Genomic DNA, 20,144 nt, shown 5'->3' with positions numbered 1-20,144 from the left:
ATTACTCGGCGTCGGCGGCGGAAGCCTCAGCGGCCTCCGCGTCGGCGTCAGCGGCGGGGGCCTCCGCAGCGGGGGCCTCCTCCTTCTTCTCCGCCTTGGGCTTCACGACGGACTTCTTGGAGGCGTCGACCTCGAAGGCGGCCTTCGGCTCGGCGACCTTGAGGGTGGACTTGGCGTCCTTGTCGCCCTTGAAGGTGCCCCAGTCGCCCGTGATCTTGAGGATGGCGGTGACCTGCTCGGTCGGCTGCGCGCCGACGGAGAGCCAGTACTGCGCACGCTCGGAGTCGACCTCGATGAACGAGGGCTCCTCGGTGGGGTGGTACTTGCCGATCTCCTCGATCACGCGACCGTCGCGCTTGGTGCGCGAGTCGGCGACGACGATGCGGTAGTACGGCGCGCGGATCTTGCCCATGCGCTTGAGACGAATCTTGACAGCCACGATTCTCCTGAATGGTGTGGAAGGAAACGAACCGGTCGCCTGGAGCGTGGGGTGCACACCCGGCGGAAGCTCAAATGAGGAGGACGAGTGCTGGATAGAGGGTCGAGCACGTCGTCCGACCCTCTATTCTGCCAGATGCGCGCGCCGGGCGCGAAACCCGGCGACACGGCGTTGCGGAGTCGGCCCCGGCCCGTGTCAGACTGTCCCCGTGCAGCTCGACTTCGCCGCTTCGGCCCGCTCCACCGTCGGTCTCGAGTGGGAGATCATGCTCGCCGATCCCGAGACCGGTGATCTCGTCGGTCGCGCACCGGAGCTCCTCGCCGCGCTGGAGGCGGAGAGCGAGGACGAGCGCCACACCGTCACCGGCGAGCTGCTCACGAACACCATCGAGGTGACCAGCGGGATCGGCGATTCCGTCGCGCACGCCGTCGATGACATCGCGAACGCGATCGCGGCGGTGCGGTCGGCCACCGATCCGGCCGGCATCGAGCTGCTCTCCGCCGGAAGCCACCCCTTCGCCCAGTGGTACGACCAGTCGGTGACAGACAAGACCCGCTATCACAGCCTCATCGAGCGCACCCAGTGGTGGGGGCGCAACATGATGATCTGGGGTATCCACGTGCACGTGGGCGTCGACGAGCAGCGCAAGGTCTTCCCCATCATCAACGCACTGTCGGCGTATCTTCCCCATCTCCAGGCCCTGTCGGCGTCCAGTCCGTTCTGGGCCGGGGAGCGCACGGGGTACGCCTCCAACCGCGCGCTCGTCTTCCAGCAGCTGCCGACGGCGGGCTTACCCTGGCCGCTCCGGGACTGGTCGGAGTTCGAGCGGTATCTGGACGACATGGTCCGCACCGGCGTGATGGCCGATGCCACCGAGGTGCGCTGGGACATCCGCCCCGCTCCGCGCTGGGGCACGATCGAGGTCCGCGCGTGCGACGGCCTCTCGACGCTCTCCGAGATGGCCGCGGTGGCCGCGCTCGTACAGGTCCTCGTCGAGCACTTCTCCCGACTTCTCGACGAAGGCGCGGCGCTGCCCGATCTTCCGGCCTGGTTCCACCGCGAGAACAAGTGGCGCGCGGCCCGATACGGCCTGGACGCGCGCGTCATCGTCGACACGATCGGCACGCAGCGCCCCGTTCGCGAGCACCTGACCGAGAAGATCGAGGAACTGGCCCCGGTCGCCGTCGAGCTCGGGTGCGTCCGGGAGTTCGGCAGCATCGCGTCGATCCTCGACGGCGGGGCGAGCTATGCGCGTCAGCTCGCGGTCGCCGACGCCACGGACGGCGATCTCCGCGCCGTGGTCCAGCACCTCATCCGGGAGTTCCGGACCGGACCGCAGTCGTCGATCGAAGGCGAGTGACGCGGACGCGACTCAGTCCTCGACGAGTCGACGTGCGAGACCCTCGTCGAGCACCACATCCGTGATCAGCTCGGCGGCTATCGCCGCCCGCAGACTCGCGAGCTTGGGCACACCCGAGACGACGCACACGCGACGCGGCACCCGCCGGAGCCGGTCGAGTCCGGGGCCCGTCGCCCGCGCGTTGAGCCGGATGTCGCGCCAGGAGCCGTCGGCACGGAAGAAGACCGTCGCCACGTCGCCGATCGCATGGTCCTCCCGCAGACTGCGGTAGTCCTCCCGCCCGAGGTAACCGCCGACGTAGACGCGGCTGGGCACCTCCGCCGCCGGAGACCCGAGGCTGAACACGGCGATGTCCATCTTCGCCTGCAGATCGAGCACGCGGCGGGTGCTGCGCTCGCGCCACATAGCCTCCCGGGTGGCGGGGTCGTCGAAGAAGGCGGGCACGGGGAACTGCTGCACCTGCGCACCGAACGCGCTCCCGAAGCGCTGCAGGATGTCGCTGGAGTACTCCACACCGCTGGTCTGGGTGTTCCCGGCGCCGTTGAGCTGCACGAACGTCGTGTTGTGCGTCTCCTTCTGGGTGAGACCGCGACTGACCGCGCTGATCGTCGATCCCCACGCCACGCCGACGATCATGTTGGAGTCGACGAACTGGGACAGGAGGCGTCCTGCGGTCAGCGCCACGCGCTCCAGTCGCTCGACCTCGCTCACGATCTCCGCCATCGGCACGACGTGCGCCACCACGCGGTGCCGATCCCTGATGCGCTGCTCGAGCATTCCCAGACGCTCCAGGGGGGAGTTGATCCGGATGTCGACGAGGCCGCTCTCCCGCGCGTAGCTGAGCAACCGTGACACGGACGACCGGGAGGTGCCGAGCTCCTGCGCGATGACCTCCATGGTCTTGTCCTGCATGTAGTACAGCTGCGCGGCCGTGAGCGCGGCGATCAGCTTCCCGTCGCGCGACGGTGCTCCGGATCCCGCCATGATGACCTCCTCTCCCTCGATCCTTGCACATATGTGCAGCCAGCTTGCGCGCGGCGTCACGGAGGTCGATGCTGGTGGCAAGCAAGGAAGAGAGGGTCGATGATGATCGATTCCACCCACACGTCCCCGGAGCGGGACGCGGTCCGCGCGCTCCGGGAATCCGGGCGCACCAGCGTCCTCGTCATCGGCGGCGGCATCAACGGCATCTCGACGTTCCGTGATCTGGCCCTGCAGGGTGTGGACGTCGTCCTGGTCGAACGCGGCGACTTCGCCTCCGGTGCCTCCGCGGCCTCGAGCCACATGATCCACGGCGGCATCCGCTACCTCGAGAACGGCGAGTTCCGCCTCGTCCGGGAGTCGGTGGAAGAGCGCAACGGCCTGCTCAAGATCGCCCCGCACTACGTCAAGCCGCTGCAGACGACGATCCCGATCTACTCCACGTTCTCGGGGATCCTCTCCGCTCCCCTCCGGTTCCTCACGCACAAGAGCGGGAAGCCGAAGGAGCGCGGCGCCTTCCTCATCAAGGTCGGCCTCACCATCTACGACACGTTCTCCCGCGACGGCGGCACCGTGCCCCGCCACCGCTTCCTCGGACGCAAGAAGTCCCTTGCCGAGCTGCCGTCGATGGACCCGAAGATCAAGTACACGGCCACGTACTACGACGCCTCGATGCACGATCCGGAGCGCCTGGCGCTCGACGTGCTGCAGGACGGCCGCGCGAGCCACCCGGGTGCGGTGGCTCTCAACTACGTCGAGGCGATCGGCCGCGACGGCGAGCAGATCACCCTCCGTGACCGCGAGAGCGGCACCGAGTTCACCGTGACCGCGGATGTCGTCGTGAACGCCTCCGGCCCGTGGACCGACCTCACGAACGACGCGCTCGGCACCGACACCCATTTCATGGGCGGCACCAAGGGCTCGCACATCGTGCTCGACCACCCGGAGCTGCTCGAGGCGACGCGAGGTCGCGAGATCTTCTTCGAGCACTCCGACGGCCGTATCGTGCTGATCTACCCGCTCAAGGGGCGCGTCCTCGTGGGCACCACCGACATCGACGCCGACCCGCGCGAGGTGCCGGTGTGCACGGAGGAGGAGATCGACTACTTCTTCGACCTCATCCACCACGTGTTCCCGTCGATCTCGGTGACCCGCGAGCAGATCGTCTACAACTTCTCCGGCATCCGGCCGCTCCCCCGCCACGAGGACACCGCTCCCGGATTCGTCTCGCGCGACTACCGCGTCGAGGTCGACCGCAAGGGCGCCGTCCCGCTGGTGAGCCTCGTGGGCGGCAAGTGGACCACGTTCCGCGCCCTGGGAGAGTCGCTCTCCGACACCGTGCTCGGCCTCCTCGGCCGCACGCGCACCGTCTCCACGGCCGGACGCGCGATCGGCGGCGGACGCGAGTTCCCGCGCACCGAGAAGGCGAAGCGGATCTGGATCCAGGAGAACCTCGCCGGCGCCGGCGCTCGGGCCGATCAGCTCCTCGCCCGTTACGGCACCGGAGCGGCGGCCGTCTGGGCGTTCGTCGAGCAGGGGGACGACACCCCCCTCGCCGGCGGCGACCTGTCGACCCGTGAGCTGGAGTGGATGGTCAACGAGGAGATGGTCGCCCGTCTCGAGGACGTCATCCTCCGCCGCACCAGCATCGCCTTCACCGGTGGAGCGCAGGCAGAAGTCCTCGACGAGATCGCCGACGCCCTGGCACCGCTCCTCGGATGGGACCGAGAGCGTCACGACGCCGAGGTGGAGCAGACGCGCCTGCTGCTGAACGAGCGACACGGACTCGACATCCCGTCCCGCACCCGCGGCTGACGGGGCCCCGACCACCGCGCCCTCCTCGCGGTGCTACCCCATAAGGGGTCGGGGCAGAGGGGCCCCGACCCGCAAGAAAGGTCAACGAAGACATGACTGACGTCAATCTCGGTCTCTACTTCCTCTCGGAGCTCGTCGGCACAGCGATGCTGGTCCTGCTCGGCTGCGGTGTGGTGGCGAACGTCGCCCTGGCGAAGAACAAGGGCTTCGGCGGCGGCTTCCTGATGGTCAACTGGGGATGGGGTCTCGCGGTGTTCGCGGGTGTGCTCGTCTCGGCGTACTCCGGTGCCATCCTGAACCCGGCCGTCGGTATCGGCCTCTGGGTGCAGAACCTGCTGGATCCCGCCAAGGGCATCGACTTCACGATGTTCCTCACCGCGACCGGGGCGGAACTCCTCGGCGCGATCATCGGTGCCATCGTCGTCTGGCTCGCCTACAAGCAGCACTTCGACCAGGAGCCGGAGGCCGCCAACAAGCTCGGCGTCTTCTCCACCGGTCCCGCCATCCGCTCGTACGGCTGGAACCTCGTCACGGAGATCATCGGCACCTTCGTCCTCGTCTTCGTCATCTTCGCGTTCGCGGACTACGGCGACATCGAGGTCGGCACGCCCGGTGGCCTCGGCCCGCTCACCGCTCTTCCGGTCGCCCTGCTGGTGGTCGCGATCGGTGCATCGCTCGGTGGTCCGACCGGATACGCCATCAACCCGGCGCGTGACCTCGGTCCCCGCATCGCCCACGCGATCCTCCCGATCCAGGGCAAGGGTTCCAGCGACTGGTCCTACTCGTGGGTGCCCGTCGTCGGTCCGCTCATCGGTGGTGTCATCGCCGCCCTCGCCGCCCCCGGCCTTCTCAGCCTCGCCGGCTGATCCCCCTCAACCGCTCGGGAATTCAAAGGAGAACACATGGCTGACTACATCATCGCGATCGACCAGGGCACCACGTCGAGCCGCGCGATCATCTTCGACAAGAAGGGCAGCATCGTCGCCACCGGTCAGAAGGAGCACGAGCAGATCCTTCCCAAGGCCGGCTGGGTCGAGCACGACGCCGCTGAGATCTGGCGCAATGTCCAGGAGGTGATCGGTCTGGCCCTCGGTCGCGCCGATCTCACCCGCCACGACATCGCCGCCGTGGGCATCACGAATCAGCGCGAGACCGCGGTCGTGTGGGACAAGACCACGGGCAAGCCGGTCTACAACGCCATCGTCTGGCAGGACACCCGCACGCAGGAGATCGTCAACCGCCTCGCGGGCGACGAGGGCGTCGACCGGTTCAAGTCGATCGTCGGGCTCCCCCTGGCGACGTACTTCTCCGGCACCAAGATCACCTGGATCCTGGAGAACGTCGAAGGCGCCCGCGAGAAGGCCGAGGCCGGAGACCTGCTCTTCGGCACGACCGACTCTTGGGTCCTGTGGAACCTCACGGGCGGCATCGACGGCGGCGTGCACGCGACCGACGTCACCAACGCCTCGCGCACGATGTTCATGGACCTCGAGACGCTGGAATGGCGCGACGACATCCTCGAGGCGTTCGGCGTGCCGCGCTCGATGATGCCGGAGATCCGCTCCTCCTCCGAGGTCTACGGCGCCGCCGAGAGCTCGTCGCTGTTGCGCGAGACGCCGATCGCCGGCATCCTCGGCGACCAGCAGGCGGCGACGTTCGGCCAGGCCGCGTTCCAGAAGGGCGAGAGCAAGAACACCTACGGCACGGGCTGCTTCCTCATCTTCAACACGGGCGAGGAGATCGTCCGCTCGAAGAACGGACTGCTCACCACCGTCGGCTACAAGCTCGGCGACCAGCCCACGCACTACGCGCTGGAGGGGTCGATCGCGGTCACCGGCTCGCTCATCCAGTGGCTGCGCGACCAGCTCGGCATCATCTCCTCCGCCCCTGAGGTCGAGGAGCTGGCCGAGAAGGTCGAGGACAACGGCGGCGTGTACATCGTCCCCGCGTTCTCGGGTCTCTTCGCCCCGTATTGGCGTCCGGACGCCCGTGGCGCGATCGTCGGCCTCACCCGCTACGCGAACAAGAACCACATCGCGCGCGCCGCCCTGGAGGCCGTGGCCTTCCAGACCCGTGACGTGCTCGACGCGGTCAACGCGGACGCCGGAGTGGATCTCAGCGAGCTCAAGGTCGACGGCGGCATGGTCGCCAACGACGCGCTCATGCAGTTCCAGGCCGACATCCTCGGTGTCCCGGTCGTGCGTCCGGTCGTGGCGGAGACCACGGCGCTCGGTGCGGCCTACGCGGCCGGTCTCGCGGTCGGCTTCTGGAGCGGTCTCGACGACCTGTCCGCGAACTGGCAGGAGGACCGCCGCTGGGAGCCCTCGCTCGACGCGGACGAGCGCGACCGTCAACTGCGCTTGTGGCGCAAGGCCGTCACCAAGTCGATGGACTGGGTCGACGACGACGTGCGCTGATCACCGTACGACGAGGCGGGTCCGGGTTCTTCCCGGGCCCGCTTCGTCGTCTCCGGGCCGCCATCCGCCCGTTCACCTGCACGATCCGAATACGGTTGCCCGCCCGTTCCGGCGGTTCCGTCGTGCACCCGTTCCGGGGTCGTGCAGCCGGAACAGGGTCTCAGGAGGCTGCCGCGACGATGTCGAGGAACGCGCGCGCGGCGCTGCGCGGTGCCGCGGCGTCCCAGGCCAGGTGCTCGACACGGACCGGGCCATCCTGGACCGCCACCGTGTCGACGACCTCCCGGTACCCCCGCACCACCCCGGGCGCCAGCAGGGTGACGGCGAGGCCCGCAGCGACCAGACCGATCAGGCTGGCGGCCGTGTCGGACTCGAACGCCACGTCCCGCCGCACCCGCGCGGCCAGGAATGCCGCGTCGGTCTGCGCTCGCCCCGATGTGCCGGCGGGGAAGTCGGCGAACGCGGAGTCCGCGAGGTCGCTCAGCTGCACCTCCCTTGCCCGGCCCAGCTCATGCCCGCGGGGCACCACGGCCACCAGCGGTTCCCGGGACAGCGCGCGGGAGGCGACCCCCTCGGGCTCCACGCCCTCCCGGAGCCCGAGGAATGCGGCGTCGAGATCGCCCTGACGAATCGCCGCCACGAGCGCATCGCTGTTCCCCTCACGGAGCTCCACGCGGGCGGCTGGATGCGCGGCGCGATAGGCCACGAGAACCCCGGGGACGTCGACAGCGGTCACCGTGGGGATGACGCCCAGCCGCAGCGTGCCCACCACCTTCCCGCTCGCCGCCGCCGCATCCTCCCGGGCCTGGTCTGCGGCGCGGACCGCCACACGCGCGGGGCGGAGGAACGCCTCTCCGGACTCGGTCGCGCGGACGCTGCGACTGGTGCGCGCGAACAGTCGCACGCCCAACTCGCGTTCGAGAGCGGCGACCTGGTGGCTGAGCGCCGACTGCGTGACATGACAGCGCTCCGCCGCGCGGGTGAACGAACCGGTGTCCGCCACGGCGACGACATACCGCAGCTGCTGGAGCTCCATCCACCCATGATCTCGCTTCATAGATGGTGTGACAAGAATGCGTTGGACTCATACCCCGGATGCGCGCACCCTGGTGACATGAACCGCCTCACCCTCACCCTCGTCACGGCTCTCGCCCCCGCGGCGTGGGGTACGACCTACCTGGTCACGACGGAGCTGCTCCCCGCCGGGCACCCGCTCCTCGCCGGCCTCCTCCGCTCGCTCCCCGCAGGCCTCCTCGCGGTGCTTCTCGCCCGCCGTCTGCCGCATGGAGCCTGGTGGGGCAAGGTGCTCGTGCTCGGGGCCCTCAACATCGGCGCGTTCTTCCCGCTGCTGTTCCTCGCCGCCGAACGTCTCCCCGGGGGAGTCGCGGCCGCCGTCGCCGGAGCGCAGCCGCTGATCGTGCTAGGGCTCGGGGCGCTCGTCCTCGGAGAACGCATCCGCCCCGTGACGGCCGCTTCCGCCGTCGCCGGGGCAGCGGGGGTCGCCCTCGTCGTCCTCGGCCCCGCTGCCGCGCTGGACTTCTGGGGCCTCGTCGCGGCTCTCGGCGGCGTGACCGCCACCGGCCTCGGGATGATCCTCACCAAGCGCTGGGGCCGCCCCTCCGGCGTCGGTCCCGTGGCCTACACGGGGTGGCAGCTCACGGCGGGAGGCCTGTTGCTCCTCCCCCTCACCTTCGTGGTCGAGGGCCCGCCTCCTGCCCTCGACGCGGGTGCGCTCCTCGGCTACCTCTGGCTCGCGACAGCGGGAGGGATCATCGCCTACACGCTCTGGTTCCGCGGTATCCAGCGCCTGCCCGTGATCGTGCCGGGCCTCCTCGCATTGCTCTCGCCGATCGTCGCGACGCTGCTCGGAGTGCTCGTCGCCGGCGAGAGCTTCACCATGGTCCAGGCGGCGGGCATCCTGATCACGCTCGCCGCCCTCGTCGGCGGGCAGTTCGCGGCGCGGCCGCGAGGAACGCCGGCGACCGCGGTCGAGCAATCGGCCGCGCCCGTCGCCGTGCGCTGAGGTCCCGGCCGCTCAGCCCTTGCCGAACAGCTTCTGGATCTCGGCGAGGTCGGCCTCCGACGGTGCCTCCGCTCCCCCGCCGAGGCCGAAGCCCGAGCCGGTGGGTGCCGTGGAAGCCGCGAGGCCGGCGTTCTCCGCCGCGCGCTTCGCCGGGTTGCCGGAGCGGGAGCGGTTGCCGCCGCCGCCCTTGCCCTTCTTACCGCGCTTCGACGAGGCCCCGGGCTTGCCCATTCCGGGCACCGGACCCATGCCCGGGATGTTCGGCGTGCCGCCACGAGCGACGGTCTTCATCATCTTCGCGGCCTGCTCGAAGCGCTGCACGAGCTGGTTGACGTCGGTGACGGTCATGCCGGAGCCGCGCGCGATGCGCAGACGACGGGAACCGTTGAGGATCTTGGGGTTGCGACGCTCGACCGGCGTCATGGAGCGGATGATGGCCTCGGTGCGGTCGATCTCGCGCTCGTCGAAGTCCTCGAGCTGCTGCTTCATCTGCCCCATGCCCGGGAGCATCCCGAGCATCTTCTTCATCGAGCCCATCTTCTTCATCTGCTGAAGCTGCTCGAGGAAGTCCTCCAGGGTGAAGGCCTCGTTCGCGAGCTTCTCGGCGACCTTGCGCGCCTCGTCCTCGTCGAACGCCTGCTGCGCCTGCTCGATGAGGGTGAGGATGTCACCGAGGTCGAGGATGCGGCTGGCCATACGATCGGGGTGGAACGGCTCGAGGTCCTCCAGCCGCTCGCCCGTCGAGGCGAAGATGATCGGACGCCCCGTGACCGAGGCGACCGAGAGCGCCGCTCCGCCTCGGGCGTCGCCGTCGAGCTTCGAGAGGACGACGCCGGTGAAGTCCACTCCCTCCTGGAAGGCCTTAGCGGTGTTGACCGCGTCCTGACCGATCATCGCGTCGATGACGAAGAGCACCTCGTCCGGGTCAACGGCCTTGCGGATGTCGGCGGCCTGCTTCATGAGCTCGGCGTCGACACCGAGGCGGCCGGCGGTGTCGATGATGACCACGTCGTGCTGCTGGCGGCGGGCGTGCTCGACGCCGTCGCGCGACACCTTGACGGGATCGCCGACGCCGTTGCCCGGCTCGGGCGCGTACACCGTGGCTCCGGCCTGCTCGGCGACCACCTGGAGCTGGTTCACCGCGTTCGGGCGCTGGAGGTCGGCGGCGACGAGGAGGGGCGTGTGCCCTTCGCCCTCGAGCTGCTTGGCCAGCTTGCCGGCGAACGTCGTCTTTCCCGAGCCCTGAAGACCGGCGAGCATGATCACGGTCGGCGCGGTCTTGGCGAACTGCAGGCGCCGCTGCTCTCCGCCGAGGATCTGGACCAGCTCCTCGTTGACGATCTGCACCACCTGCTGCGCGGGGTTCAGCGCCTTGTTGACCTCGTCGCCGAGAGCGCGCTCGCGCACCTTGGCGGTGAAGTCCTTGACGACCGCGAGCGCGACGTCGGCGTCGAGCAGAGCACGACGGATCTCGCGCACCGTGCCGTCGACGTCGGCGGCGGTGAGCTTTCCCTTCGTGCGCAGGTTGCGGAAGGTGTCGGTAAGCCGATCGGAGAGCGTGCCAAAGGTAGCCATGGTGCCTACGATTCTACGCGAGCGGAGCCTCCACGCTCAGCGCGGCACGGAGCAGTGTCTTGGCCCGCTGGTGACGCCCCCGGACCGTGGACGCGGGGACCCCGAGCAGTGCGGCCGCATCGGTCAGGCTGAATCCGTCCCAGTGCACCAGGCGGATGACCTCCGCGAGGTCGGGATCCAGGCGGGCGATGGCGTCGCGCACCTCCGCGCCCCCGTCCGCCGGCGGTGCCTGCAGCCGGGATCCCTCTCCCTCTCCCCGCACCCGTTCGTGCAGGGCGCGCCGACGCCTCTCACCGCGGGCGTGGTTGAGCAGGCTCTTGCGAGCGACTCCGAACAGCCACATCCGCGCCCGTTCGGGGTCGTCGGGCAGATGCCGGACGCGCCGCCAGGCGACGACCATCGTCTCGCCGAGCAGGTCGCCGGCGTCATCCGCCCCGACCCGACGCGCGAGGTAGGCCAGGAGATCCGGGGCGCACGCCTCGAACGCGCCGATCAGCGCCGCGTCGTCGGCACGGCTGCTCACTCGCCGCTCCAGGCTTCGTCGTCGCAATGCACCTGGGAGTGGGAGTCGGCTCCGGGGATCGGACCGAACCCGTGCTCCTCGAGTTCGGCGTGGAGCGCCTCGTTCAACGCGCCCTCATGAGCCATCCAGGCGCGGGTGTCCGCCGCATTCTGATCCGTCGTCGGAACACCCGCGGCCTCGTCGCCCTGCTCGAGCATCCGCAGTTGGCCGTGCACGTAGGGCGCGGCCTCCGCCTCCACATCCGCCGAGGCGAACCATTGATCGATCACACGATCGACATCGGCCTGGATCAGCGGGTTGTGCGTGTCCAGGCGGCTGAAGCGGATCTCGCACTCTCCCCAGGTCGGCGCGGTGAACCGGTAGCTCCGCGCGGGATCCTCGAGGCCGTCGCCCCAGAGCCAGTCGGAGGAGGCGGTGGCCACCCCGGCGCCGCCCACCAGGACCACCGCCGTGACCGCGGCGATCACACCGCGCGACCGGAGGCGGGGCCGAGCGCGCCCACGGGACGCGTCGATCATCGCCCGCAGCTCGTGTCCAGCGAGGGCGGGGGTGGGCGGCGCCGAGCCGTCCAGCAGGTCGTCCAGCGGATCCGTGGTCATGGTGTCCTCCTCGTCAGGGATGCCTTCATCACTGACGTGTCCGGCCGACACCGATCCGTCCGCGCGTCACTCCCCCCAGGGCAGATCGTGCACGCGGGCGAGCGCCTCGCGGAGCACGGACTCCGGAGTGCCGCGGCCTGCCCCCTCCTCGGCCCAGACGCGCAGGGCGGACAGGACGGCGGCCGCCTGCGCCGCTCCCAGCACGTCCGCACGCATCACATCGATACCCGCCGCGCACGCCGCACGGGAGACCGCGGCGGCGAGGCGGGCCAGACGGACACCCGTCTCCCGCACCAGCTCCACCTCGAGCGCCATGGCCTCCGCATTCCGCAGCGCCAACGCCAACGGATCCGGGGCGAAATCGTCCACGATCCCCTGCAGGATCCCGCGCACCCGCTCCCCCGTGGCAGCCCGGCCGAGGTCGTCCAGCGCGGCGATCGCGACGCCGATGCGCTCGTCGATGCCGGACCACAGCACGTCGCTCTTCGACGTGAAGTAGTTGAAGAAGCTCGACCGGCTGACCCCCGCCCGCTGGGTGATGTCGGCGATGGAGGTGGCCTCGTACCCGCGCTCCAGGAAGAGCTCGCAGGCGGCCTCGGCGAGGGTCTCGCGCGAGGAAGCCTTCGGGCGGCCGGCGCGACCAGTCCGGTTCATGACTTCACGGTACCGCGCGGGACGCCGCGGCCCGGACGAGGATGTATTGTTGGACGCAATCCATGTATTCGAGGGAAGCGACGACGCATGCTCGACATCCTCACTCCCGGCTTCATGCCGACCCCCGTCCCCTATGAAGAGGGCTGGGCCCTGCAGCGCCGCGTGCACGCGGACGTGGTCTCCGGCGCCCGCCCGGACACCCTCATCCTGCTCGAGCACGCGGCCGTGTACACCGCGGGGAAGCGCACGGAGGACCACGAGCGCCCCCAGGACGGGACCCCGGTCATCGACGTCGACCGGGGCGGGAAGATCACCTGGCACGGGCCGGGGCAACTCGTCGGCTACCCGATCCTCCGGCTGCCGGAGCCGATGGACGTGGTCGCGCACGTCCGGCGGCTGGAGCGGATCCTCATCGAGGTGCTGCGCCCGTTCGGGGTCGACGGTCACCAGGTCGAGGGGCGGAGCGGGGTGTGGGTGCGTCGACCGCTGTCGGAGGACAAGGTGGCCGCGATCGGCGTGCGCGTGCAGCAGGGCGTGACCATGCACGGCTTCGCCATCAACTGCGACAACAGCCTCGCGCCCTTCCGCGACATCATCCCCTGCGGCATCACCGACGCCGGCGTGACCACGGTGAGCGAGGTGTCTGGCCGCGTGGTCGGCCCGCTCGACCTCGTCGACGCCGTGCAGGACGCCTTCCGCACCGCCCACGCACCCGACCTGACAGGAGTCCCGGCATGACCGCCGCCCCCGAGGGGCGCAAGCTCCTCCGCCTCGAGATCCGCAACGCCGAGACCCCGATCGAGCGCAAGCCCGAGTGGATCAAGACCAAGGCCAAGATGGGGCCGGAGTACTCGGCGCTGCATTCCCTCGTGAAGAGCGAGGACCTGCACACCGTGTGCCAGGAGGCCGGCTGCCCGAACATCTACGAGTGCTGGGAAGACCGCGAGGCGACCTTCCTCATCGGCGGGTCGCAGTGCACGCGCCGCTGCGACTTCTGCCAGATCGACACCGGCAAGCCCGCGGACTACGACACCGACGAGCCACGACGCGTCGCCGAGAGCGTGCAGCGGATGAACCTCCGCTACGCGACCGTGACGAGCGTGGCCCGCGACGATCTCCCCGACACCGGAGCCTGGCTCAATGCCGAGACGGTGCGGAAGATCCACGAGCTCAACCCGAACACCGGAGTGGAGCTGCTGGCGAACGAGCACAACGCCGACCCCGCCTTCCTCGGCCAGATCTTCGATGCACGCCCCGAGGTGTTCGCGCACAACGTGGAGACTGTGCCCCGCATCTTCAAGCGCATCCGCCCCGCGTTCCGCTACGAGCGCTCGCTGAACGTGCTCACGCAGGCTCGCGATGCCGGACTCATCACGAAGTCGAACCTCATCCTCGGCATGGGCGAGGAGCCGGAGGAGGTCGTCCAGGCGCTGCGGGACCTCCACGACGCCGGCTGCGACATCATCACCATCACCCAGTACCTCCGCCCGACGCCGCGGCACCTTCCGGTCTCCCGGTGGGTGAAGCCCGCCGAGTTCGTCGAGTTCAAGGAGGAGGCGGAGCGGATCGGCTTCCTCGGGGTGCTCGCCGGTCCTCTCGTGCGCTCCTCGTATCGCGCCGGGCGGCTCTGGGCGCAGTCGATGACCTCGAAGGGACGGGAGATCCCCGCTCATCTCGCGCACATCGCGGACAGCGCCGACCTCGGGTTCGCGCAGGCCGTCTAGCGGGCGGCGGTCAGTCGGCGCTCATCACCGACTGCACGCTGCCGTCGGAACCGAGGTTCACGAGCAGCACGTCGTCGGTGGCGCTGTCATCGAGCGCGTACTCCAGGACGGCGAACGGCTCGGAGCCGCCGTGCTCGTCCGCGAGGATCGTCATGCTCATCAGGCGCAGCGACCGGATGATGTCCACGGCCGCGTCCCCGGACACGTCGATGAGGACGTCGGGGAGGTCGTCGCCGAACACCTCCTGCTGCTGCAGGATGTACTCGGTCACCTCACTCGTGCGGTCGTCCACCTCGGCGAGCATTCCGCGGCGCGCGGTCGCGTCCACGTTCTCCAGACCGGCGATGAGTCCGGCGGCGATGTCGAGGGCGTCGGCGGAGACGTCGTCCTGGTCCGGAGCCGTCAGGTCCACGGTCACGCTCTGGTCGCCGAGTTCGACCGTCTCCGACCAGAAGATCGAGCCGTCGGGGCCCGACGACAGCAGTCCGAAGTAGTCGTGTTCGATCGCCATAACGCTATGAAACCAGCCTGGTGCTCGGGGCGGAAGCCCTGTGTCAGCCGACCAGCGCCTGCACGAACACGTGCGGCGTGAAACCGGTCAGATCGTCGATGCCCTCGCCCTGTCCGAGGAGTTTGACCGGGATGCCCGTGCGCTCCTGCACCGCGAGCACGAAGCCGCCCTTGGCCGAGCCGTCGAGCTTGGTGAGCACGAGCCCCGTGACGCCGGCGTGCTGCAGGAAGGTCTCCGCCTGCATCACACCGTTCTGTCCCGTCGTGGCGTCGAGGACGAGGAGCACCTCACTGATCGGAGCCTGCTTCTCGACGACGCGGCGGATCTTGCCCAGCTCGTCCATGAGACCGCCCTTGGTGTGCAGCCGCCCCGCCGTGTCGATGATCGCGATCTCCATGCCCTCGCGCTTGGCGTACTCGACGGTCTGGAAGGCGACGGAGGCCGGGTCCTGCCCCTCCTGCTGCGGACGGACGATCGCCGCTCCCCCGCGCTGGGCCCAGGTGGCGAGCTGGTCGACGGCGGCCGCACGGAAGGTGTCGGCAGCCCCCACCACCACGCTCCGCTGGTAGCCGCGAAGGAACTTCGTGAACTTCCCGATCGTCGTCGTCTTGCCCACGCCGTTCACACCCACGACGAGGACCACGGCGGGCCGCTCGGTGAGCTTCAGAGTGGTGTCGAACTTCGCGAAGTGCTCCTCCAGGGTCTCCCGCAGCATGCGCTGGAGGTCCTTGGGGTCGGTGGTGCGGTACTTCGCGACCTTGTCGCGCAGTTCTTCGACGATGCGCTCGCTGATGTCGGGGCCGAAGTCCGCCGTGATGAGCGCCGTCTCCAGGTCTTCCCACGTCGTCTCGTCGATGGTGGGCTTCACGAACATGCCGCGCAGCGCGCGACCGAGAGACCAGGACTTCTCTGCCATGCGTCCAGCCTACGGGTAGCATCCAGGGATGCACCGCGCGCCGCTCCCGCACCGGGTGTTCCTGCACGGTGCCGGGAGACGCGGCACCACCGCCTGGCCCTCGTACACGCCGGAGTCCGGGACATTCCTCAGCTTGCCTCAGGACTCGACCATCGAGGGTCAGGCCGACGCCCTCGTCCAGGGAGAGCGTGACCGGACGCCGCTCGTGTTCGCGCACTCGATCGGCGCAGTGACCGCCGTCCGCGCCGTCGCCGACGGCCTGCGGGTGTCCGGCCTCGTCCTCGTCGAGCCCGCCCTGTACGACATCGCCCGCGGTGAAGCTCCGATCGAGCGGCATATCGCGGTGGTGACGGAGGCACGGGCGAGGGTGACGCAGGGCGACCTCTTCGACTTCTGGTCCATCCTGCGCCCGCTCATGTTCGGAGGCCCGTCCACCCGGGAGCGCTGGGAGGACGAGCGCGCGGTCGCGCAGCGGTGGGCGACCACGAACCTCCCCTGGGGTCACGGCATCCGGGAGCGTTGTCTCGCCGGCGTGCCGACCCTCGTGGTCACCGGCGGATGGAACGAGGAGTACGAGATCATCGCCAGCAGGCTCGTCCACGTCGGAGCCGACCACATGATGCTCCCCGGCTACGCTCACCGCCCGCAGGACCATCCCGACTTCCCGACTGTGATCACGGGCTTCGAACGCTCCCTCGCGATCTGACCCGGCCCCGTCCGTCCGGTCACAGCTTCGGAGACCGCGGGCGACACGCCGGATCCGACCATCGACACGCCGGATGAGGGCCACGATCTCCGAAGCTGTGCCCGCCGAGGGAGGGCGGCAGGACTCAGACGGCGGCGGCGGCGCGGTCGCCGACGCGCTGACCCACCACGGCCGAGACGCCATCCTGACGCATCGACACGCCGTAGAGCGCGTCGGCGATCTCCATCGTCCGCTTCTGGTGCGTGATGACGAGGAGCTGGGAGCTCTCCCGCAGCTGCTCGAAGACGGTGAGGAGCCGACCGAGGTTCGCGTCATCGAGGGCGGCCTCGACCTCGTCGAGGATGTAGAACGGGCTGGGACGCGCCTTGAAGATCGCCACCAGGAGCGCCACCGCGGCCAGCGACCGCTCCCCGCCGGACAGCAGCGACAGCCGCTCGATCTTCTTCCCGACGGGGCGGACCGAGACCTCGATCCCCGTCGTCAGCATGTTGTCCGGATCGGTCAGCGAGATGCTGCCGGTGCCGCCGGGGAACAGCAGCGGGAAGACCTGGCCGAACGCCTCCTTGGTGTCCTCGAACGCGCTGGCGAAGATCGTCTGCATGCGCTCGTCGAGGTCGGCGATGATGGTCAGCAGATCCTGCCGGGTCTGCGTCAGGTCCGTGAGCTGCGTGGTGAGGAACGCGTGACGCTGCTCCAGGGCGGCGAACTCCTCCAGTGCCAGCGGGTTGACCCGCCCGAGCTGCGCGAGCTTCCGCTCCGCGTCCGCGAGACGCCGCTGCTGGATGCGGCGGTCGAACGGGATCGCGGTGTCGTCGAGCAGCTCGCCATCGGCCGGCTCCGCCCCGGGATCCCGCGGCACGAGCTGGTCCGGCCCATACTCGGCGACGAGCACGTCCTCGTCGAGCGCGAGTTCCGAGGACACGCGCTCCAACAGGCTGTTCAGGTGGAGCTTCTTCTCGTGGATCTGCAGTTCCAGGCCGTGAACGCTCTCCGTGAGCCCGGCCAGACGCTCCCGCAGCGACGACTCCTGGGCGCGCAGCGCGACGAGCTCCTCGTTCTGCGCCGACCGGGCGGCTTCCGCCTCCGCGAGAGCGACGCGGGCTTCGGTCACGGAGCGGTCGAGGGAGTCGAGGATGCGCGGCAGCTCGTCCACGACTCCGGATGCCGCCTCGCGCTGCGCCCGGCGGATGACGGCGCGTCGGGCGGCCTCTGCCGCGGCGTCCCGCTCCTGCTCGCGCTGCCGCTCCAACGCGGTCACCCGGGACTGCGCCGCCCGGACCCGCTCCCGCAGGGTCTCGACCTCCAGACGAGCACGGACCTCGCCCTCGCGGGCGCTCTCCAGTGCCTCCAACAGACCGTCGCGCGCCGAGGCGTCGAGCACCGGACGCGGCGCGGCGACCGCGGCGTCGAGCTCCGCCTTCGCGGCCTCCGCCTTCGCCTCCGCGTCGGCCACGGCGGCCTGCGCCTGGGCGAGTCCGGTCTCCAGGCGATCGCATTCGGCGACAGCGGCCTCGTGACGCACGGTCACCTTGTTGAGCTGCTCCGCGTGCGTCGCGAGGGCGGCGTCGTGCTCGCGCAACGCGCGCAGCGCGTCCTTCGCCTGACGCCGCGTCTCCTCCACGGCCTCGTCGGCGTCGATACGCGCCTCACGGAGGGAGTCGACGACGATCTGGATCTCGGTGAGCCGCTCGGTCGCGGCGTCCCGCTCCGCCGCGAGTTCGAGGCGCGAACGCTCCCCTCCGGAACCCGTGCGCAGGGTCTGAGCGGTGATGACGTCGCCGCCGGTGGTCACGATCGTGGTCGAGGTGTCGCCTCTCGCGTCGAGAATGCGCCGCGCGGCACGCGCGGCATCGAGGTCGTCGGCGATGAGAACGTGCGCCAGGATGCCGAGGATCCCGTCCGGCGCGGTCACCGTCTCCGTCGCGGCAATCACGCCGTCGACGGCCGGGGGTGTCGGCTGCTCCCTCGGGGCATCGGCGACCACGAAGTCGACCACGCCCCGGCGGCGCTCTGCGGCCTCCGCCGCGAGGATGAACGCATCCTCCGCGGAACCGACCAGCACACCCTCGGCCAGCGGACCGAGGACGGCCGCGATCGCGGCTTCGTATCCCGCCCGCACCTGCACGGCATCACCGACGAGACCGCGGACCCCTGGACCCCCCTCGGCGACGATCTCGGCGGCGCCTCCCGACAGCGACAGGGCACTGCTCAGGGCGGCGGCCTTCGCGGTGAGGGCGTCGACCTCGCGCTCGGCGGCATGCAGCCGTTCGCGCAGGCTCTCCCGTTCCGCCTCCGCCGCCGTCGCCGCACGCTGAGCGCTCTCGTAGGCCGCGGCGTACTCGACGGCCGTGCCCTCGGGGGCCTCGGCGTCGTCGATCGCCTCCAGGGCTTCTTCGGCCTCTCGTCGCCGGGCGTGCGCGGCTTCGAGGGCGTTCTCCTGGCGGAGCACGGCGCCGCGGACGGCGGCCAGGGCCGATGCCGCCGCATCGGCGTTCCCGCGGAGCGAGGACAGTCGCATGTCGTACTCGGAGACGAGCGCGCTCTGCTCCGCGATGTCCACGTCGAGCGTGTCGAGCTCGGCGCGGGCGTTCACGACCTCGCGACTCGCCGCAGCCGCGGCGTCCTGCGCATCGCCGAGGCCGGACGAGATCGTCTCGATGTCCTCCTTCGCCTCGTCGATCGTCGCCTGTGTGACGGTCACCGCGGTCACGGCCGCGTCGTCCTCCTCGGACCCGAGGAGCGCGAGGCGCTGGTTGGCGAGAGTGTAGAGCCCGCGCACCCGCTCCTGCACCTGCTCGAGCCCGAAGGCGACGCTGCGCGCCTCGTCGACGGCGATCGAGTTCTGGTTCTTCTCCAGCCGAGCGATCCCGGCGCGCACGGTCTCGGCCTGGTCGGACAGCACCAGGCGCTCGGTGTGCCGCTCCTGCTCGGTCCGGGTGTGGTCGGCGAGGGCTGTGCGCAGCGCAACGACGTCGTCGGCGAACAGTCGGGCCTTGGCATCGCGGACGACGGCGGCGATGGTCTGCGCCTCGCGCGCGATCTCGGCCTGGCGGCCGAGCGGCTTGAGCTGGCGGCGGATCTCCCCCGCGAGATCGCTCAGCCGCGTGAGGTTGGCCTCCATCGCGTCGAGCTTGCGCAGCGTCTTCTCCTTGCGCCGACGGTGCTTGAGGATGCCCGCCGCCTCCTCGATGAAGCCGCGTCGATCCTCCGGCGAGGCCTGGAGCACCGTGTCGAGCCGTCCTTGACCCACGATGACGTGCATCTCGCGGCCGAGGCCGGAGTCGCTGAGCAGCTCTTGCACATCGAGGAGACGGCAGCCCTCCCCATTGATCGCGTATTCGCTGGAGCCGTTGCGGAACAGCGTGCGGCTGATCGTCACCTCGGCGTATTCGATGGGCAGCGCGCCATCCGCGTTGTCGATGGTGAGCTGCACCTCGGCACGCCCGAGGGGGCCGCGGGTCGACGTGCCGGCGAAGATGACGTCCTCCATCTTCCCGCCGCGGAGCGTCTTCGCTCCCTGCTCCCCCATCACCCAGGCGAGGGCGTCGACGACGTTGGACTTGCCGGAGCCGTTCGGTCCGACGATGCACGTGACGCCGGGCTCGAACACGAAGGTCGTCGGCTGCGCGAACGACTTGAACCCCTTGAGCGTCAGGCTCTTCAGGTGCATGGGGCGACCGCTCGTCCGGGGAGATTCACGCCGCTACGCTACCGGAATCCCGCGGAACGGCCGGTATCCCGCGCGGTCGTCACGGACCCCGGCTCGATCGCGACACGCCGGTGCTAGCACGAAATGCTTGACGATCTCCTGTGAGTTTCGCTACGGTGGCCTCCGGATCGCCACACGAAAGGAGGTTACCGATGATGATCACTCAGCACACCGCAGAGGTCTTTGGCCTCG

Annotated in this window: 18 protein-coding genes; 8 read left to right on the top strand and 10 right to left on the bottom strand. The window is 69.9% G+C overall.

Annotated features, from left to right (window positions below):
* Window position 1 precedes the first annotated feature (1 nt).
* Window positions 2-439: a 30S ribosomal protein S16 gene (rpsP, locus tag RI211_RS07965; protein ID WP_280567961.1), complete on the bottom strand. Its 438-nt coding sequence runs from the start codon at window positions 437-439 to the stop codon at window positions 2-4.
* A 208-nt stretch (window positions 440-647) separates the two neighbouring features.
* Between rpsP and RI211_RS07960 the strand changes: the two genes are divergently transcribed.
* On the top strand, window positions 648-1,799 hold the full coding sequence (locus tag RI211_RS07960) for a glutamate--cysteine ligase (RefSeq protein ID WP_187663984.1): 1,152 nt from the start codon (window positions 648-650) through the stop codon (window positions 1,797-1,799).
* A 12-nt stretch (window positions 1,800-1,811) separates the two neighbouring features.
* On the opposite strand, the gene RI211_RS07955 is transcribed toward RI211_RS07960, so the two are convergent.
* Window positions 1,812-2,783, bottom strand: coding sequence for a sugar-binding transcriptional regulator (locus RI211_RS07955; protein ID WP_315636926.1), 972 nt, complete (start codon window positions 2,781-2,783; stop codon window positions 1,812-1,814).
* A gap of 102 nt (window positions 2,784-2,885) precedes the next feature.
* On the opposite strand from RI211_RS07955, the gene RI211_RS07950 reads away from it, so the two are divergent.
* From RI211_RS07950 to glpK, 3 genes are all read left to right on the top strand, one after another.
* Complete coding sequence (locus tag RI211_RS07950; RefSeq protein WP_315637166.1) at window positions 2,886-4,595, top strand: glycerol-3-phosphate dehydrogenase/oxidase; 1,710 nt, start codon at window positions 2,886-2,888, stop codon at window positions 4,593-4,595.
* Between the two features lie 92 nt (window positions 4,596-4,687).
* Window positions 4,688-5,461, top strand: a complete 774-nt coding sequence (locus RI211_RS07945; RefSeq protein ID WP_187663981.1) for an MIP/aquaporin family protein — start codon at window positions 4,688-4,690, stop codon at window positions 5,459-5,461.
* A gap of 36 nt (window positions 5,462-5,497) precedes the next feature.
* Window positions 5,498-7,012 (top strand): glycerol kinase GlpK, encoded by a 1,515-nt coding sequence (gene glpK / locus RI211_RS07940; protein ID WP_187663980.1) that lies wholly within the window; start codon window positions 5,498-5,500, stop codon window positions 7,010-7,012.
* Window positions 7,013-7,172: 160 nt separating this feature from the next.
* On the opposite strand, the gene RI211_RS07935 is transcribed toward glpK, so the two are convergent.
* On the bottom strand, window positions 7,173-8,048 hold the full coding sequence (locus RI211_RS07935; RefSeq protein WP_315636927.1) for a LysR family transcriptional regulator: 876 nt from the start codon (window positions 8,046-8,048) through the stop codon (window positions 7,173-7,175).
* 78 nt (window positions 8,049-8,126) lie between these two features.
* Here RI211_RS07935 and RI211_RS07930 point away from each other — a divergent pair, with 78 nt between their 5' ends.
* The gene (locus tag RI211_RS07930; RefSeq protein WP_315636928.1) at window positions 8,127-9,035 is read left to right on the top strand and encodes an EamA family transporter; all 909 of its coding nucleotides are present in this window, start codon (window positions 8,127-8,129) and stop codon (window positions 9,033-9,035) included.
* Between the two features lie 12 nt (window positions 9,036-9,047).
* Here the strand turns inward: RI211_RS07930 and ffh are convergent, their stop codons facing one another.
* The 4 genes from ffh to RI211_RS07910 form a co-directional block, all read right to left on the bottom strand.
* The gene (gene ffh, locus RI211_RS07925) at window positions 9,048-10,610 is read right to left on the bottom strand and encodes a signal recognition particle protein (RefSeq protein ID WP_187663977.1); all 1,563 of its coding nucleotides are present in this window, start codon (window positions 10,608-10,610) and stop codon (window positions 9,048-9,050) included.
* Between the two features lie 13 nt (window positions 10,611-10,623).
* The gene (locus RI211_RS07920; protein WP_292797633.1) at window positions 10,624-11,133 is read right to left on the bottom strand and encodes an RNA polymerase sigma factor; all 510 of its coding nucleotides are present in this window, start codon (window positions 11,131-11,133) and stop codon (window positions 10,624-10,626) included.
* The gene (locus tag RI211_RS07915; RefSeq protein WP_259951653.1) at window positions 11,130-11,732 is read right to left on the bottom strand and encodes a hypothetical protein; all 603 of its coding nucleotides are present in this window, start codon (window positions 11,730-11,732) and stop codon (window positions 11,130-11,132) included. The genes RI211_RS07920 and RI211_RS07915 overlap by 4 nt, the downstream gene beginning before the upstream one ends.
* A 66-nt stretch (window positions 11,733-11,798) precedes the next feature.
* Window positions 11,799-12,386 (bottom strand): TetR/AcrR family transcriptional regulator, encoded by a 588-nt coding sequence (locus tag RI211_RS07910; protein ID WP_315636929.1) that lies wholly within the window; start codon window positions 12,384-12,386, stop codon window positions 11,799-11,801.
* An 87-nt stretch (window positions 12,387-12,473) separates the two neighbouring features.
* On the opposite strand from RI211_RS07910, the gene lipB reads away from it, so the two are divergent.
* Complete coding sequence (gene lipB, locus RI211_RS07905; RefSeq protein ID WP_315636930.1) at window positions 12,474-13,124, top strand: lipoyl(octanoyl) transferase LipB; 651 nt, start codon at window positions 12,474-12,476, stop codon at window positions 13,122-13,124.
* Window positions 13,121-14,110, top strand: a complete 990-nt coding sequence (gene lipA, locus RI211_RS07900) for a lipoyl synthase (protein ID WP_315636931.1) — start codon at window positions 13,121-13,123, stop codon at window positions 14,108-14,110. The genes lipB and lipA overlap by 4 nt, the downstream gene beginning before the upstream one ends.
* A gap of 10 nt (window positions 14,111-14,120) precedes the next feature.
* Here the strand turns inward: lipA and RI211_RS07895 are convergent, their stop codons facing one another.
* Together RI211_RS07895 and ftsY are read right to left on the bottom strand one after the other, a co-directional pair.
* Window positions 14,121-14,621, bottom strand: a complete 501-nt coding sequence (locus RI211_RS07895; RefSeq protein WP_060922216.1) for a DUF2004 domain-containing protein — start codon at window positions 14,619-14,621, stop codon at window positions 14,121-14,123.
* A gap of 43 nt (window positions 14,622-14,664) precedes the next feature.
* Entirely contained in the window at window positions 14,665-15,537 is an 873-nt protein-coding gene (gene ftsY / locus RI211_RS07890) for a signal recognition particle-docking protein FtsY (protein ID WP_025103328.1), read from the bottom strand.
* 28 nt (window positions 15,538-15,565) lie between these two features.
* On the opposite strand from ftsY, the gene RI211_RS07885 reads away from it, so the two are divergent.
* Window positions 15,566-16,243 carry an alpha/beta hydrolase gene (locus tag RI211_RS07885; RefSeq protein WP_315636932.1) on the top strand — a complete coding sequence of 226 codons (678 nt, stop codon included), beginning with the start codon at window positions 15,566-15,568 and terminating at the stop codon, window positions 16,241-16,243.
* 124 nt (window positions 16,244-16,367) lie between these two features.
* Here the strand turns inward: RI211_RS07885 and smc are convergent, their stop codons facing one another.
* Complete coding sequence (gene smc / locus RI211_RS07880) at window positions 16,368-19,913, bottom strand: chromosome segregation protein SMC (protein ID WP_315636933.1); 3,546 nt, start codon at window positions 19,911-19,913, stop codon at window positions 16,368-16,370.
* Window positions 19,914-20,144: the final 231 nt, after the last annotated feature.

The sequence above is a fragment of the Microbacterium meiriae genome (assembly GCF_032364335.1).
Lineage (GTDB): Bacteria > Actinomycetota > Actinomycetes > Actinomycetales > Microbacteriaceae > Microbacterium > Microbacterium meiriae.
This window is presented reverse-complemented; position numbering and strand designations above follow the sequence as displayed.